General features: G+C 63.3%; 14 protein-coding genes. 12 read left to right on the top strand and 2 right to left on the bottom strand.

Features of this window, described 5'->3' with window-relative positions:
- The first annotated feature begins 13 nt into the window (after positions 1–13).
- From QEO92_RS25590 to QEO92_RS25575, 4 genes are all read left to right on the top strand, one after another.
- On the top strand, positions 14–337 hold the full coding sequence (locus tag QEO92_RS25590) for a YbaB/EbfC family nucleoid-associated protein (protein WP_227704895.1): 324 nt from the start codon (positions 14–16) through the stop codon (positions 335–337).
- A gap of 29 nt (positions 338–366) precedes the next feature.
- Entirely contained in the window at positions 367–978 is a 612-nt protein-coding gene (locus QEO92_RS25585) for a LysE family translocator (RefSeq protein ID WP_227704894.1), read from the top strand.
- An 88-nt stretch (positions 979–1,066) separates the two neighbouring features.
- Entirely contained in the window at positions 1,067–1,672 is a 606-nt protein-coding gene (gene recR, locus QEO92_RS25580) for a recombination mediator RecR (protein WP_227704893.1), read from the top strand.
- Between the two features lie 198 nt (positions 1,673–1,870).
- Positions 1,871–3,103 (top strand): lytic murein transglycosylase, encoded by a 1,233-nt coding sequence (locus tag QEO92_RS25575; RefSeq protein ID WP_227704892.1) that lies wholly within the window; start codon positions 1,871–1,873, stop codon positions 3,101–3,103.
- Here QEO92_RS25575 and QEO92_RS25570 read toward each other — a convergent pair whose 3' ends face one another.
- Entirely contained in the window at positions 3,104–3,559 is a 456-nt protein-coding gene (locus QEO92_RS25570; protein WP_227704891.1) for a GNAT family N-acetyltransferase, read from the bottom strand.
- Between the two features lie 11 nt (positions 3,560–3,570).
- Positions 3,571–5,202, bottom strand: a complete 1,632-nt coding sequence (locus QEO92_RS25565) for an MFS transporter (RefSeq protein WP_227704890.1) — start codon at positions 5,200–5,202, stop codon at positions 3,571–3,573.
- Between the two features lie 241 nt (positions 5,203–5,443).
- On the opposite strand from QEO92_RS25565, the gene rimP reads away from it, so the two are divergent.
- The 8 genes from rimP to tolA all read left to right on the top strand — a co-directional run bounded on the left by rimP (position 5,444) and on the right by tolA (position 15,045).
- Positions 5,444–6,031 (top strand): ribosome maturation factor RimP, encoded by a 588-nt coding sequence (gene rimP / locus QEO92_RS25560; RefSeq protein WP_037151662.1) that lies wholly within the window; start codon positions 5,444–5,446, stop codon positions 6,029–6,031.
- Positions 6,032–6,096: 65 nt separating this feature from the next.
- Positions 6,097–7,707, top strand: a complete 1,611-nt coding sequence (nusA, locus tag QEO92_RS25555; RefSeq protein ID WP_227704889.1) for a transcription termination factor NusA — start codon at positions 6,097–6,099, stop codon at positions 7,705–7,707.
- A complete protein-coding gene (locus QEO92_RS25550; RefSeq protein WP_227704888.1) occupies positions 7,704–8,396 on the top strand; it encodes an RNA-binding protein in 693 nt (230 codons plus the stop codon). Before nusA ends, QEO92_RS25550 begins: the two co-directional genes overlap by 4 nt.
- Positions 8,397–8,497: 101 nt before the next feature.
- Positions 8,498–11,257, top strand: a complete 2,760-nt coding sequence (infB, locus tag QEO92_RS25545; RefSeq protein ID WP_227704887.1) for a translation initiation factor IF-2 — start codon at positions 8,498–8,500, stop codon at positions 11,255–11,257.
- 78 nt (positions 11,258–11,335) lie between these two features.
- Positions 11,336–12,094: a 2-dehydro-3-deoxy-D-gluconate 5-dehydrogenase KduD gene (gene kduD / locus QEO92_RS25540; protein WP_037151668.1), complete on the top strand. Its 759-nt coding sequence runs from the start codon at positions 11,336–11,338 to the stop codon at positions 12,092–12,094.
- Between the two features lie 312 nt (positions 12,095–12,406).
- Positions 12,407–13,546, top strand: coding sequence for a tonB-system energizer ExbB (gene exbB, locus QEO92_RS25535; protein WP_227704886.1), 1,140 nt, complete (start codon positions 12,407–12,409; stop codon positions 13,544–13,546).
- Positions 13,547–13,552: 6 nt separating this feature from the next.
- A complete protein-coding gene (gene exbD, locus QEO92_RS25530; RefSeq protein WP_227704885.1) occupies positions 13,553–14,065 on the top strand; it encodes a TonB system transport protein ExbD in 513 nt (170 codons plus the stop codon).
- Complete coding sequence (gene tolA / locus QEO92_RS25525) at positions 14,062–15,045, top strand: cell envelope integrity protein TolA (RefSeq protein ID WP_227704884.1); 984 nt, start codon at positions 14,062–14,064, stop codon at positions 15,043–15,045. The genes exbD and tolA overlap by 4 nt, the downstream gene beginning before the upstream one ends.
- Positions 15,046–15,067 lie beyond the last annotated feature (22 nt).

The raw sequence follows: 15,067 nt of genomic DNA, 5'->3' as shown, positions 1-15,067 counted from the left end.
AGAGGACAGAGAGATGCGCGACATCATGGGCATGATGGGCAAGGTCAAGGAAATGCAGGTCAAGATGGAGAAGATGCAGGCGGAGATCGCCGCTCTCGACGTCGAAGGCACATCCGGCGGCGGCCTCGTCACCGTCAGGCTCAACGGCAAGGGCGAAATGCTCGGCCTCAAGATCGACCCGTCGCTCTTCAAGGAAGACGATGTCGAAATCCTCGAAGACCTGATCGTCGCAGCCCACAAGGCCGCCAAGGAACGCGCCGAGCAGCTTGCCGCCGAAAAGACCAAGGAACTGACTGCCGGCCTGCCGATCCCGCCCGGCATGAAACTGCCGTTCTGATCATTCCATCTGAAGGATAGGAGGCTCCAGTGACACTGACATCGCTTCTGGTCTTCGCGGCGGCGCTGTTCGTCGCCGCGGGTTCGCCAGGCCCGAGCATTGCTGCGCTCGTCGCCCGCGTGCTTTCCAAGGGCTACCGCGACGTGCTGCCCTTCCTGGCGGCAATGTGGGTGGGCGAAGCCGTGTGGCTCTCCTTCGCGGTGGCCGGCCTTGCTGCGATTGCCGAAAGCTTCCACGTCGTCTTCGTGGCGATCAAGTGGATCGGCGTCTGTTACCTGCTCTATCTTGCCTGGAAAATGTGGTTTGCCGAACCTGCCGCCCCCGGTGAGGACCTCCCCGAAAGCCGCTCGGCGCTGAAGATGTTCTTTGCCGGGCTGACCGTGACGCTCGGCAATCCGAAGATCATGATGTTTTACGTGGCGCTCCTGCCTTCGATCATCGACCTCGGCGGCGTGACGCTGACCGGCTGGCTGGAACTGGTTGCCGCGATGTTCATCGTCCTGGTCGTCGTCGATCTCGCCTGGGTGCTGCTCGCCGCCAAGGCTCGGCAGTTCCTGAAAAGCCCGCGCGCCGTCAGGATCGCCAACCGTTTCTCGGCCGGAACGATGGCGGGTGCGGCAGCGGCCATCGCGGCGCGCTGAAATACAGCTTCCGGTTCGGTCACAGGTTTTATGGAACGCCGGTTCCTGCGCGATTCCGTTTTACCGGCATTTGAGGTACAAGCGCCGCATGGCAAAGCGAGTCACCGGCCCCGAAATCGAAAAACTCATCCAGCTTCTGGCGAAGGTCCCGGGCCTCGGGCCCCGCTCCGCACGCCGGGCGGCGCTGCATCTCATCAAGAAGAAGGAGCAGCTTCTCGGCCCCCTGTCGCATGCCATGGGCGAGGCCTATGACAAGGTGAAAATCTGCTCGCGCTGCGGCAATGTCGATACCGTCGATCCCTGTAGCGTGTGCACCGACGAGCGGCGCGACCAGTCGGTCCTGATCGTCGTGGAGGACGTGTCCGACCTCTGGGCGCTGGAACGCGCCGGCGCGATGAACGCCGCCTATCACGTGCTCGGCGGCACGCTTTCGCCGCTCGACGGCATCGGCCCGGACGATCTCAACATCCGCGGGCTGATCGACCGGGTGAACGAGGGCAACATCCGTGAGGTCATCATCGCCGTCAACGCGACCGTCGAGGGGCAGACGACGGCGCATTACATCACCGACCAGCTTTCCGGCATCGACGTGAAGATCACACGGCTTGCGCATGGCGTGCCGGTCGGCGGCGAGCTCGACTATCTCGACGAGGGCACGCTGACGGCGGCGCTCAGGGCACGGACGGCAATATAGAGTTTCGGAAGGAGACCGATGAGCAAGCTCGCCCCCCTCTGGCCTGCCGGCCATCTCCCCCACAGGTGGGGAGATCAGCAAGATGCTCCCACACCGCTCCAATCGCGAGGTTTGAGGTGGGCGAGACGTAGCACCAAATCGATCTCCCCCCTTGAGGGGGAGATGGCCGGCAGGCCAGAGGGGGGTGTTTTCAGACGCATGGCCGCGTTGCTTTTCGCGGCAATGGCGATGCTTTTTCCCCTCCCCTCCCTCGCGCAGAACCGGCCGGACATCGAAAAGCAATTCCAGCGGTGGATTGTCAGCGACCTTGGTCCTGACGCGAAGAGGGCGGGGATTTCCGAGAGGACGCTGAAGGCCGCATTCCGGGGCATCGCTCTGAACTGGACCCTGCCCGATCTCCTGCCGCCAGGCACGAAGCCTCCGAAACAGCAGGACCAGAGCCAGGCGGAGTTCTCATCGCCGGGTGCCTATTTTTCGGAGAAGCGGCTGCAGGGTCTGACGGCGACCGGGCGCGGGCTTTTTTCCACCCATGCAGCAACGCTGAAGAAGATCGAGGCGGCTTATGGCGTGCCGGGCGAGATCGTCGTGGCCATCTGGGGCCGCGAGTCAGGCTTCGGGCGCGCAAAACTGCCCTATTCCGCCGTGCAGGTGCTCGCAACCAAAGCCTTCATGTCAACTCGCAAGCAGATGTTCCGCGAGGAACTGATCGCCGCGCTGACGATGATCGAACGCGGCGATGTCGATGCGGCGACCATGAAAGGATCGTGGGCGGGCGCGCTCGGCCAGCCGCAGTTCATGCCGTCGAGCTACCTGAAATATGCCGTCGACTTCGATCGCGACGGGCATGCCGATATCTGGAATTCGGTGCCGGACGCGCTCGCCTCGATTGCCCATTACCTGCAGAAGGAAGGCTGGCAACGCGGCCGCGACTGGGGGTTCGAGGTCACCATTCCGGCCAATGTCTCATGTGCGCAGGAAGGGCCTGACCTTGCAAAGCCGGTCTCGACCTGGGTGGCGGCCGGCATCACCCGCATTTCCGGGAAGGCATTCCCTTCCGCCGATCTCAAGGCTGCCGGAATGATGCTGGTTCCCGCCGGGCGGCACGGGCCGGAATTCATCGTCACACCGAATTTCTATGTGCTCAAGCAATACAACAATTCCGACCTCTACGCGCTCTTCATCGGCAACCTGGCCGACCGCATCGCCAATGGTGGCGGACCGTTCCGGGCAAGCTGGGGCGATGTCGGAAAAATGCTGCGTTCGGACGTGCTCGCCATGCAGAAGGCGCTGGTCGCCAGGGGATATGATGTCGGCAATGTCGACGGTCTGCCAGGCTACAAGACCCGTCGCTCGCTCGGCGACTGGCAGGCGAAGAACGGGCTTCAGCCCACCTGCTTCCCCGACCCTTCCCTCAAAGGAAAGATCAGGTAGTCAGAGGCTGCGTTTCAGCCCTTCATGGCTCGCCGTGAAACCGAGCTTTTCATAAAACCGGATAGCGTCGGGCCGCGCCTTGTCGGAGGTCAGCTGCACCAGCTTGCAGCGGCGCTCCGCCGCCTGTTGTACCGCCCATTCGATGAACTGCGATCCAAGCCCGCTGCCACGCTGATTAGCTGCGATACGCACGCTCTCGATCTGACCCCGCCACATGCCGGAGCGCGAGAGGCCGGGAATGAAGGAGAGCTGCAGGCAGCCGACCACCCTGTCCCCATCATCCACCGCAACGGCGAGAAGCTGGTTTTCATCCATTTCGATCGCCGCGAAAGCCTGTTCATAACAGGGATCGACCGGATCGGAGACAATTTCGCGCGACCGGCCGAGAGGATCGTCAGCCAGAAGGCCAACGATGGAGGACAGATCGGAATGGCTCGCTTTTCGAAAGGAAAACATACGCCCGTGCCTCAGTGATGCAGATCAGGTGGTGATTTGTGGAACACGTCATTTCGCGGCGGGATGGTCTGGCGTTCGATCATGCGGTGGGCGCGCGGGCCCCCCTCGCCGCGATGGAGACGGCGGATCGCATCCCATACCTCGGCATCCGCCTGGGTCCTGCGCTGGTTATGCCTGACGTAATCGGCCCAGGTCGCCGTGTGATACGTTTCGGTCCAGATCTCCGGATGTTCGAGATCCCGCATCAGCGCCCATTGCCGCGCGCCATCACGAATGCGAATGCGCCGCCGACGCGACATGAGGGTCAGGAATTCCGGCACGTCCTCGTCGGCGATGGTGTAGTCCACCAATGATACGATCGGCCCGCTGCGCATCTGCAGATCGAGCCTCAGCGATGGGGCGCTGAACCGGTTCACCGGATCGAGGTTGAGATCAACGAACTGCGGCAGAGCAAGACGAAGCCCGATCACCACCCCCACCAGCATGGCAAGGCTGGACAGTGTCAATGCGATCGAAACTCCTAATGTCTCGGACAGGACACCCCATAGCCAGCTCCCCCCGGCAATACCTCCGAAGGCCGCGGTTTGATAAAACGAGAGCGCCCGTCCGACCACCCAGCGCGGCGTGGAAAGCTGCACGGTCGTATTGAAAAGCGAGAGCGCCAGGACCCAGCAAGCCCCCGGAACGAGAAGGGCAAGCGTGGTGATCCAGGCGCTCGAGCTCAGGCCGATGACGGCGGCGCTCGCCGCGAAGCCGAGGAAGGACAGCCGGACGATCATTTCGCTCGACATCTTCTCGCGCAGGCGTGAATTGGCCATGGCGCCGGCGATCGCGCCGACCCCGAAAGCGCCGAGCATGATGCCGTAGGTGAGCGGGCCGCCGGAGACGAGGTCGCGTGCGACGATCGGCAAAAGCGCTAGGATGGCGCTTGCCGAGATGCCGAAGACCAAGGCGCGAAACAGAACGTTCAGGATGTTCGGCGACATAACCACATAGCCGAAACCGGCCGAAAGCGCGCGTAAAAGCGTTTCCCGCGGCAGCACGTCGTCGCGCTTTTCAGGTTTCCACCGTAAAAGCGCATAGATCAGTGTGAAATAGCTGCAGGAGTTGACGGCAAATGCCGCAGCAGCCCCCCCTGCAGCGACGATCGCACCGCCGATCGCCGGGCCGAGGCTGCGGGTGATGTTGAAGCCGACGCTGTTGATCGTCACCGCGGCCGGAAGGACTTCGCGCGGCACCATATCGCCGACGGATGCCTGCCAGGAAGGATTGTTGAGCGCTACGCCACAGCCGAGCAAGAAAGTGAAGGCAAGCAACAGCCAGGGGGTGAGCAGGTCGAGATAGGCGAAGACCGTGAGCGTTATCGAAACGACGAGCATGAAGACCTGCGCCGTCAACATCAGGCTGCGCCGGTTGAAATTGTCGGCGAGCGCGCCGGCGATCATCGAGAAGAGCATGATCGGCAAGGCGGTCGAGGCCTGGACCAGCGCAACCATGTCTTGCGATTCGGATATGGACGTCATCATCCAGGCGGCGCCGACGGCCTGGATGAGGCTGCCGAAATTGGATGCGAGGCTGGCGATCCAGATCGTCCTGAATGTTTGGTGCCGGAAGGGAGCGAGAGTCGATATCCGATCGGGCACTTTGCATCCTCGTTCTTTCGTGCGTCGTTACAAACGGTTATAGACCGAGCTTATGCAAATTCCAGCGGTTCGGACCAACGAAAGAGGCAACTCTTGCAATCCGGGGCCTGAGAGCGTATATGCAAGCCATATTCTTGATCGTCCGATGAAGAGTGGGCCCGGCCGGACCCGCTCTTTTTTGTTAGGCGATCGCTCCAACCTCGGCCGGAACGCTGGACGAGGGCAATGAACCGGAGAGCTTATGCCACAAACCGAAACCGAGCCGCGTCTCATCATCGAGACCGGGCTCGACCTCAGGATCGCCGAAATCATCGAGCCGGTGCTGACCGCCATGGATTACCGGCTGGTTCGCGTGCGTATGCTGAACCAGAACGGCCTGACGCTGCAGATCATGGCCGAGCGCAACGACGGAACCATGGATGTCGAGGGTTGCGAAGCCGTATCCACGGCCATTTCGCCCGTTCTGGATGTGGAAGATCCGATCGATAAGGCGTATCATCTCGAAGTATCCTCGCCGGGCATCGATCGCCCGATGGTCCGCAAGTCGGATTTCACCCGCTGGAAGGGCCATCTCGTCAAATGCGAAACGTCGATCATGATCGACAATCGCAAGCGGTTCCGCGGCAGGATCACGGAAACGGATGCGGAAGGTTTCACACTCGAGCGGGACCAGGTCGCCTATGGTGAGGAACCACGAGTGACAATCCCCTTTTCGGCGCTGGCCGAGGCAAAGCTCATTCTGACCGACGATCTGATCCGCGAAGCGCTGCGAGCCGACAAGCTCGCCAAGACGCAGGCCGCGAACCAGAACGACGAAGACGACGAATAACCGAACAAGACACAATGGCCCTTCAAGAAGAGGCCATAACAAGCGACCTACGGAGACCAACGACAATGGCAGTGAGTGCGAACCGGCTTGAACTTCTGCAGATCGCGGATGCAGTGGCGCGCGAAAAGGTCATCGACCGCGAAATCGTGCTGGCCGCGATGGCCGACGCCATCCAGAAGGCTGCCCGCTCCCGCTACGGTTCGGAAACCAATATCCGTGCCGACATCAATTCCAAGACCGGCGAAATCCGACTGCAGCGCCTCCTGGAAGTGGTGGACCACGCCGAGGACTATTCGACCCAGATTCCGCTGGCGCTTGCCCGCGACCGCAACCCCGACGCCAAGATCGGCGACTTCATCGCCGATCCGCTGCCGCCGATGGATTTCGGCCGCATCGCCGCGCAGTCTGCCAAACAGGTGATCGTACAGAAGGTCCGGGAAGCCGAGCGTGACCGTCAGTTCGACGAGTTCAAGGACCGTGTCGGCGAGATCGTCAACGGTACCGTCAAGCGCGTCGAATACGGCAACGTCATCGTCGACCTCGGACGTGGCGAAGGCATCATTCGCCGCGACGAGATGATCCCGCGCGAGAACATGCGCTACGGCGACCGTGTGCGTGCTTATGTCTACGACGTCCGCCGTGAGCAGCGCGGCCCGCAGATCTTCCTGTCGCGCACGCATCCGCAGTTCATGGTCAAGCTCTTCACCATGGAAGTGCCGGAAATCTACGACGGTATCATCCAGATCAAGTCGGTCGCTCGCGATCCGGGCTCGCGCGCCAAGATCGCCGTCATCTCGAACGATAGCTCGATCGATCCGGTCGGTGCCTGCGTCGGTATGCGCGGCTCCAGAGTCCAGGCCGTCGTCGGCGAACTGCAAGGCGAGAAGATCGACATCATTCCGTGGTCCGCAGATCCGGCGTCCTTCATCGTCAACGCGCTGCAGCCGGCCGAAGTCTCCAAGGTGGTTCTCGACGAAGATGCCGAGCGCATCGAAGTCGTGGTTCCGGACGAACAGCTCTCGCTTGCCATCGGCCGCCGCGGCCAGAACGTCCGTCTTGCCTCCCAGCTTACCGGTTGGGACATCGACATCATGACGGAACAGGAAGAGTCCGAACGTCGCCAGAAGGAATTCAACGAGCGCACCGCCCTCTTCATGGAAGCGCTCGACGTCGACGAGATGATCGGCCAGGTACTGGCCTCGGAAGGCTTTGCGCAGGTCGAGGAACTGGCCTATGTCGATCTCGACGAAATCTCCTCGATCGAAGGTTTCGACGAGGACACGGCGACGGAAATTCAGACGCGCGCCCGCGACTATCTGGAGCGGATCGAGGCGGAAAACGATGCGAAGCGCAAGGAACTCGGTGTGTCCGACGAGCTTCGCCAGATCAACGGCATGACCGCGCAGATGATGGTCGCGCTCGGTGAGGACGGCATCAAGACGATCGAGGACTTTGCCGGCTGTGCGGCCGACGACCTCGTCGGCTGGACCGAACGCAAGGACGGCGAGACGAAGAAATTCGAAGGCCTGTTCTCGAAGTTCGACGTTTCCCGCACCGAGGCCGAGAACATGATCGTGCAGGCCCGTCTGCTCGCGGGCTGGATCACCGAAGAGGATATTGCCCAGCCGGAGCCGGAACCGGAGACCGAGGAGGCGGACGCCGCAGAACAGGAATGATGCCGCTACGGGAGACGCCGGACGCCGACGGCGATGGCGAGCAGGACGAGATCATCGTGAACGACCGGACCTGCATCGTCACACGCGAGACTGCACCGCCGGAAACCCTGATCCGCTTCGTGGCCTCTCCAGACGGGCGCGTCGTGCCCGACCTGAAGCGGCAGCTTCCCGGCCGCGGTTGCTGGATCAAGGCGGAACGGACACTTGTCGACCGGGCGGTGAATAAAAAACTCTTCGCCCGGGCGCTGAAGACCGAGGCGAAGGCCGACGCCGATCTCGGTGCACTCGTCGACCGGCTGCTCGCGGCCGATCTGGTGGGGATGATGAACTTGGCCCGCAAGGCCGGTCAGTTCATCTCGGGCGCCACGAAAGTGGATGCCGCCGTGCGTTCGGGCGCGGCAATCGCCGTTTTCCATGCCGCCGATGCGGCACCGGACGGCGTCAGAAAAATAGACCAGGCCCGCAAGGCCTGGAAGCTCGGCTCCGATGCCGAGGAGGACATTCCGTCCTTTTCGTTCTTTACCGGAGCCGAATTGGACGAAGTGATGGGCCAGAATGCTTTTATCCATGCTTGCGCGCTTGCAGGGCAGGCGGGTGAGGGTGTAGTGAAGCGCGCAACCATGCTCGAAAAGTACCGCGATGTCGGTCAATCCGGAGCAAATGGCGGCGCTGGCCGGCGAGAACAATGACGCGGTCACCGGCGAAGGCCGGCCGCCATTTTGGAATGTACGGATTAAACGACAGGTTCTGATGGCTTCCATCCGTTCCTGTCCGAAGGAACAGGAACGGAATGACCGATAATAAAGACGACAAGACACTCGGCGTAAAGAAGACCCTCACCCTGAAGCCATCGGGGATGAGCCAGGGTACCGTGCGCCAGGACATGGGTCGCGGTCGCACGAAGGCGGTCGTCGTCGAGACGGTGAAGCGGCGGCCAACCCGGCCGATGGACGAAAAGCCAGCCTTTACTGCGCCCGCCCCCGCCCAGCAGCGTCCGGCCGAGACCGCGCAGCCGGTGCAGCAACGCCCTCAGGCGGCCGCGCCGCAACCCCGGATCCACCAGCCGGCGCCACAGAGCCAGCGCCCGCTTCCGCAGCAGGGCCAGCGCCCGTCCGGCGGTCCGTCCGGTCAGCCGCAGCGCCAGCAGCCCCAACGCCCACAGGTCCTGCACGATCTCTCCGCCGGAGAGATGGAGGCACGCCGTCGCGCACTGATGGAAGCCCAGGCCCGCGAGGTCGAAGAAGCCAAGCGTCGCGCCGAGGAAGAAGCGCTCCGCAAGGTGGAGGAAGAACGCCGCAAGGCGGAAGAAGCGGAAGAAGCCGCCCGTCGTGCGGAAGAGGCCAAGCTGCAGCCGCCGGCCGCCGAAGAACCCGCCCCGGCCGGAGCCCCTGCTCTGGCACCTGCGGCTGCCGAGAGGCCGGCCGAACGTGCTGCCGCTCCGGCTGCCCGGCCCCAGGAAGCCCGCCCGCAGGCCCCGCGTCCCGCAGGTGCTCCGGCGCCCGCGGGCGTTCAGCCGGCCGCCGGTCGTGGTCGCCGTGCCAATGAGGAGGAGGAGGAGGATCGCGGTCCGCCGCGGGGCGTCCCCAATCGTGGCCGCGTGGCGGCTCCGGCACCTGCCAAGGTTCCGGCACGACCGAAGACAGAGGAAGAGCGCCGCCGCGGCAAGCTCACCATCACCACGGTGAGCGGTGAAGACGACGAGGGCAGCTCGCGCGGCCGTTCGCTCGCCGCCATCCGTCGCCGGCAGGAGAAATTCCGCCGCAGCCAGATGCAGGAGCCGCGTGAAAAGGTCGTCCGTGAGGTCATCCTTCCGGAGACCATCACCATTCAGGAACTGTCGCAACGCATGTCCGAGCGCGCCGTTGACGTCATCAAGTTCCTGATGAAGGAAGGCCAGATGATGAAGCCGGGCGACGTCATCGACGCCGACCTTGCCGAACTCATCGCCGGCGAATTCGGCCATACCGTGAAGCGCGTCTCCGAATCGGACGTCGAAGAAGGCATCTTCGACGTTGCCGACAACGAAGGCGAACTGGTATCGCGTCCGCCGGTCGTCACCATCATGGGCCATGTCGATCACGGCAAGACCTCGCTGCTCGACGCGATCCGCCATGCCAACGTCGTCGCCGGCGAAGCAGGCGGCATCACCCAGCATATCGGCGCCTATCAGGTGGAGCAGAACGGCCAGAAGATCACCTTCATCGATACGCCCGGCCACGCCGCTTTCACGGCGATGCGCGCCCGTGGTGCCCAGGCGACGGACATCGCCATCCTGGTGGTCGCGGCTGACGACAGCGTGATGCCGCAGACGATCGAATCGATCAACCACGCCAAGGCGGCGGGTGTTCCAATCATCGTTGCGATCAACAAGATCGACAAGCCGAGCGCCAATGCGCAGAAGGTCCGCACGGAACTGCTGCAGCACGAAGTCTTCGTGGAAAGCATGGGCGGCGAGACCCTGGATGTCGAGGTTTCGGCCAAAAACGGAACCAATCTCGACAAACTGCTCGAAGCGATCCTGCTGCAGGCGGAAATTCTCGACCTCAAGGCCAATCCGAACCGGACGGCCGAAGGCACGGTGATCGAAGCCCAGCTCGACCGTGGTCGTGGCTCGGTCGCAACCATGCTGGTGCAGAAGGGGACCCTGAGGCCTGGCCAGATCATCGTGGCCGGTGATCAGTGGGGCCGCGTGCGCGCGCTCGTCGACGACAAGGGCGAGCATGTCAAGGAAGCGGGGCCCGCCACGCCGGTCGAAGTGCTCGGTCTTTCCGGCACGCCTCAGGCAGGTGACAAGTTCGCCGTTGTCGAGAACGAAGGCCGCGCCCGCGAGATCTCCGAATACCGCCAGCGGCTCGCCCGCGACAAGGCGGCGGCTCGTCAGTCGGGTTCACGCGGTTCGCTGGAACAGATGATGACCCAGCTCCAGACTTCCGGCGTGAAGGAGTTTCCGCTGGTCATCAAGGGCGACGTGCAGGGCTCGATCGAAGCGATTGCCGGTGCGCTCGAAAAGCTCGGCACCGACGAAGTCCGCGCCCGCATCGTCCATTCGGGCGCAGGCGGCATCACCGAGTCGGATATCTCGCTTGCCGAGGCCTCCGATGCGGCGATCATCGGCTTCAACGTGCGTGCCAATGCCCAGGCACGCGCCTTCGCCGAGCGTCAAGGTATCGAGATCCGCTACTACAACATCATCTACGACCTCGTGGATGACGTGAAGGCGGCAATGTCGGGCCTGCTCTCGCCGGAACGGCGCGAGACCTTCCTCGGCAATGCCGAAATCCTGGAGGTGTTCAACATCACCAAGGTCGGCAAGGTTGCGGGTTGCCGCGTCACGGAAGGCAAGGTCGAGCGTGGTGCGGGCGTCCGCCTCATCCGCGACAACGTCGTCATCCACGAAGGCAAGCTCAAGACGCTCAAGCGCTTCAAGGACGAAGTCTCGGAAGTGCCGGTCGGCCAGGAATGCGGCATGGCCTTCGAGAACTACGAAGACATCCGCGCCGGCGACATCATCGAGTGCTTCCGCGTCGAACACGTCACGCGCACGCTTTAAGCACTGGCTCGATAATGCTACGAACCGCCGGGGAGAAATTCCCGGCGTTTTTTTTATCTTGGTGGAGGAAGACAGGATATGGCTATTTCATTCGACCTGACCGGCAAGACGGCAATTGTCACCGGCGCCAATACAGGTCTTGGCCAGGCGATCGCAGTGGCGCTGGCCGGAGCCGGAGCGGATGTAACCTTGGTCGGCCGATCCTCCATGGCCGAGACGGAAGCGGCGATCAGCGCCGCAGGCGGGCGGGCCAAATCGATCCAGGCGGACCTTGCCACGATCGAGCCGGTCGACCGGGTAATCAGGGAAACGCTCGACTGGACGGGCCGAGCCGATATCCTCGTCAACAATGCCGGTATCATCCGCCGCGCCGATGCGATCGATTTCACCGAAGCCGACTGGGACGCGGTCATGGACGTGAACCTGAAGACGGTCTTCTTCCTCTCCCAGGCCTTCGCGCGTCATCTGATTGCAGAGGGCAAGGGCGGTAAGATCATCAACATCGCCTCTCTCCTGTCCTTCCAGGGCGGCATCCGCATCCCCTCCTACACGGCTTCCAAGAGCGGGCTTGCCGGCCTCACCCGGCTGCTTGCCTGCGAATGGGCGAGCAAGGGCATCAATGTGAACGCCATCGCCCCCGGTTACTTCTCGACCAACAATACCGAAGCGCTGCGGAACGATCCGGACCGTAACGCGGCGATCCTCGGTCGCATTCCGGCCGGCCATTGGGGCCAGCCCGAGGAGCTCGGAGGCGCTGCCGTCTTCCTCGCCGCACCGGCTTCGGATTATATCCACGGCATCGTTCTGCCGGTCGACGGCGGCTGGCTGGCACGATAATCCCGTCTGTTTTATGGCATACCGAGAACGATCCCCGTGCCGGCGGCATAACTGCCGCCGTGTAAGGTGAATTTGATCGGCATTCTCAAGATTTATTAGTTGCCATTCCCACTCATGTTTATTATCGGGTAGCAGCAACATCGCGAATGCATCGGCTGTGGCCGGCGGCGTTCCGATGCCTTCGTTTCCGTCAATGCCGATCCGCGCCCATGCGCGGTCTGCCTTGCTGAATAGTCCGGAGTATCGCCTGTTATGTCCGTTATCCTGAAGCCCGCTTTTTCCATGCGCCAGCCGATCAGGAGCCGGCTCCCGATGACGCTCACGATACTGGCTGCCACGCTGCTGGCCGTCCCGACGGCGATGGCTCAAGCGCCCGCCCCGGATGCCACGATGCAGCCGGCAGCGCCGCCGCGGGCAACGGCGCCGACGCAATCGGCTGCCCCGCAAGCAACCGAGCCCGCTCAATCCGTCGCTCCTGCTCCTTCTGCCCCGTCCGTCGCTACGACCGAAACGCAGACTGCACCTGCACCATCCCGCACAGCACCGAACGAAGTTCGACAGGCAACGACACCCTTGCAGCCAGAAACCTCAGCGCCTGCTTCTTCGACCGTGCAGCGCGACACAGACAACGGTGCGCAGCCGACGGCCGACGAACAGGAAGAACAGCCGGTTGCGCGAGAGCCCGCCGATGTGTTCACACAGTTCCTCGAACCGGAACGCCGCTCCGACCTGCCGCATGATCTTTCACCGTGGGGCATGTTCATGGCGGCCGACTGGGTGGTCAAGGGCGTGATGCTGGGACTTGCCTTCGCCTCGCTCGTCACCTGGACCGTCTGGCTTGCCAAGACGCTTGAGCTTGCCGGCGCCCGCGCCCGCGCAGGCCGGACTTTGAAGACCATCCGCACATCCCGCACACTTTCGGAAGCGGTCAATGCAGCCGGCAGCCGCGGCGGGCCTGCCGCACTGATGCTACGCGCCGCCGCCGAGGAGATGCAGCTATCCGAAGCCGCGCTCGACCATGCTCACGGCGACGGCATCAAGGAGCGCGTCGGCTCGGTTCTTTCCCGCATCGAGGCCTATGCCGGCCGGCGTATGTCGCGCGGCACCGGTGTGCTTGCGACGATCGGCTCCACGGCGCCCTTCGTCGGCCTGTTCGGCACGGTCTGGGGCATCATGAATTCCTTCATCGGCATCTCCCAGTCCAACACGACCAATCTGGCCGTCGTCGCACCGGGCATTGCGGAAGCCTTGCTCGCGACCGCAATCGGTCTCGTCGCCGCCATTCCGGCCGTCGTCATCTACAACGTCTTCGCCCGCTCCATCACCGGTTACCGGCAGCTTCTGGCGGACGCGGCCGCCGGCGTCGAACGGCTGGTCAGCCGCGACCTCGATTTCCGCAAGATCCCGCCGGGAGCCCGCAAGACGCCGGTCTCGCTGGTGGCAGGAGGCTGATCGACCATGGCCGGCGGCATTCGCGAACATCATGGCGACGACCTTTCGGAGAACCACGAGATCAACGTGACGCCGTTCATCGATGTCATGCTGGTGCTCTTGATCATCTTCATGGTGGCCGCGCCGCTTGCGACCGTCGACGTCAATGTCGATCTCCCTGCCTCGACCGCCAAGCCGGCCGAACGGCCGGACGAGCCCCTCTACCTGACCGTGAAGGAGGATCTGAGCCTCAACATCGGCAATGATGCCGTGGCCCGCGACCACCTGGCGGCAGCGCTCGGTGCTGTGACAGAGGGCAACAAGGATACGCGGATCTTCCTGCGTGCCGACAAGGCCGTCGACTACGGGCAGTTCATGGAGGTCATGAACCTCCTGCGGGACGCCGGTTATTTGAAGATCGCGCTGGTGGGGCTCGAAACCGTCCCGGTACAGCCCACACCAGCTGCCGGCGCCATCGAAGCGCCATCTCCGCAGCCGCAGGCTCCACCGGCCACGCCCTCCCCGGGAGCTGCGCCATGAGCCTTGTCGTCTCGCAGGCAGGCCCGAGCGGGCGCGCCGGCGAACTGGCGCTCTGGAGCGTCGCCGGGCTGCTGATGCTTTCGGTGCATATCGGTGCTGCAGCACTTCTCATGCAGGAAACGCCGGATGCGCCGGCCGACAATTCGCCGCCGGCCGCGATCATGATCGAGCTTGCTCCGGAACCCGAGGCCGTCAATACCGAAGAGGACCAGATTTCCCCCGACCAGCAGGATCAGGAGGAGGTCAAGAGCGAGCAGACGGAGCCGGCCGAGGAACCGCAACCCGAACCCGCACCAGAGCCGACGCCGGAACCGGTCGAGCCGCCGCAGCAGCAGATCGCGGAGCCGGTGGAGCCAACGCCGGCCGAACCCGTGATCGAACAACCGCCTCGGGAAATGCCGGAGCCGGAACCCCAGATCACCCGGACCATTCCAGAGCCGCCACCGGAGCCTGTCGAAGAGATCGACCCGATCGAGGAGCAGATGACGGCTGCGCTGGAAAATGTCGAGGTGCCGTTGCCGATGATGCGGCCTGAGCCGCCAAAACCGGATGAAGCGAAGAAACCCGAGCCCAGGAAGGAACAGGCCAAGAGGACCCAGAAGCCGAAGCAGCAACAACAGCAGGCTCGCCAGGATATGGCCGAGGCGAAAGTTCAGGCCAGGCAATCGGACCGCACCGCCGCCAGCCAGAACTCGGCAGGCTTCTTCTCGCAATCGATTTCGCCGGCCAAGTGGAAATCCCGTGTGCAGGCGAAGCTCGCCAGAACAGCGCGCAGATGCCCGGGCGATGGCACAGGGACGGCGGCAGTACGCTTCAGCTTCGATGGCCGCGGCAACGTCACCAGCGTCTCGCTCTCTCGCTCCTCCGGCGATTCCGCGATCGACAGCTATATCATCTCGGCCGTGCGGCGCGCCTCCCCGATCCCCGCGCCGCCTTCGGGTGTGGCAAGTTATCTCGATCAGGCACTAACCTGCCTGTGATTATCGGGCTATATGCAGGATA

Origin of the sequence: Neorhizobium petrolearium (genome assembly GCF_029854435.1) — a bacterium.
GTDB classification, from domain to species: Bacteria; Pseudomonadota; Alphaproteobacteria; order Rhizobiales; family Rhizobiaceae; genus Neorhizobium; species Neorhizobium petrolearium.
Note: the sequence above shows the minus strand (reverse complement) of the source record. Positions and strands in the feature narration are given on the sequence as shown.

Coding starts and splice junctions, on each gene's coding strand:
- QEO92_RS25590 (WP_227704895.1), top strand. CDS start 14: ATGCGCGACATCATGGGCATGATGGGCAAGGTCAAGGAAATGCAGGTC.
- recR (WP_227704893.1), top strand. CDS start 1,067: ATGGCAAAGCGAGTCACCGGCCCCGAAATCGAAAAACTCATCCAGCTT.
- QEO92_RS25575 (WP_227704892.1), top strand. CDS start 1,871: ATGGCCGCGTTGCTTTTCGCGGCAATGGCGATGCTTTTTCCCCTCCCC.
- QEO92_RS25570 (WP_227704891.1), bottom strand. CDS start 3,559: ATGTTTTCCTTTCGAAAAGCGAGCCATTCCGATCTGTCCTCCATCGTT.
- rimP (WP_037151662.1), top strand. CDS start 5,444: ATGCCACAAACCGAAACCGAGCCGCGTCTCATCATCGAGACCGGGCTC.
- nusA (WP_227704889.1), top strand. CDS start 6,097: ATGGCAGTGAGTGCGAACCGGCTTGAACTTCTGCAGATCGCGGATGCA.
- QEO92_RS25550 (WP_227704888.1), top strand. CDS start 7,704: ATGATGCCGCTACGGGAGACGCCGGACGCCGACGGCGATGGCGAGCAG.
- infB (WP_227704887.1), top strand. CDS start 8,498: ATGACCGATAATAAAGACGACAAGACACTCGGCGTAAAGAAGACCCTC.
- kduD (WP_037151668.1), top strand. CDS start 11,336: ATGGCTATTTCATTCGACCTGACCGGCAAGACGGCAATTGTCACCGGC.
- exbB (WP_227704886.1), top strand. CDS start 12,407: ATGACGCTCACGATACTGGCTGCCACGCTGCTGGCCGTCCCGACGGCG.
- exbD (WP_227704885.1), top strand. CDS start 13,553: ATGGCCGGCGGCATTCGCGAACATCATGGCGACGACCTTTCGGAGAAC.
- tolA (WP_227704884.1), top strand. CDS start 14,062: ATGAGCCTTGTCGTCTCGCAGGCAGGCCCGAGCGGGCGCGCCGGCGAA.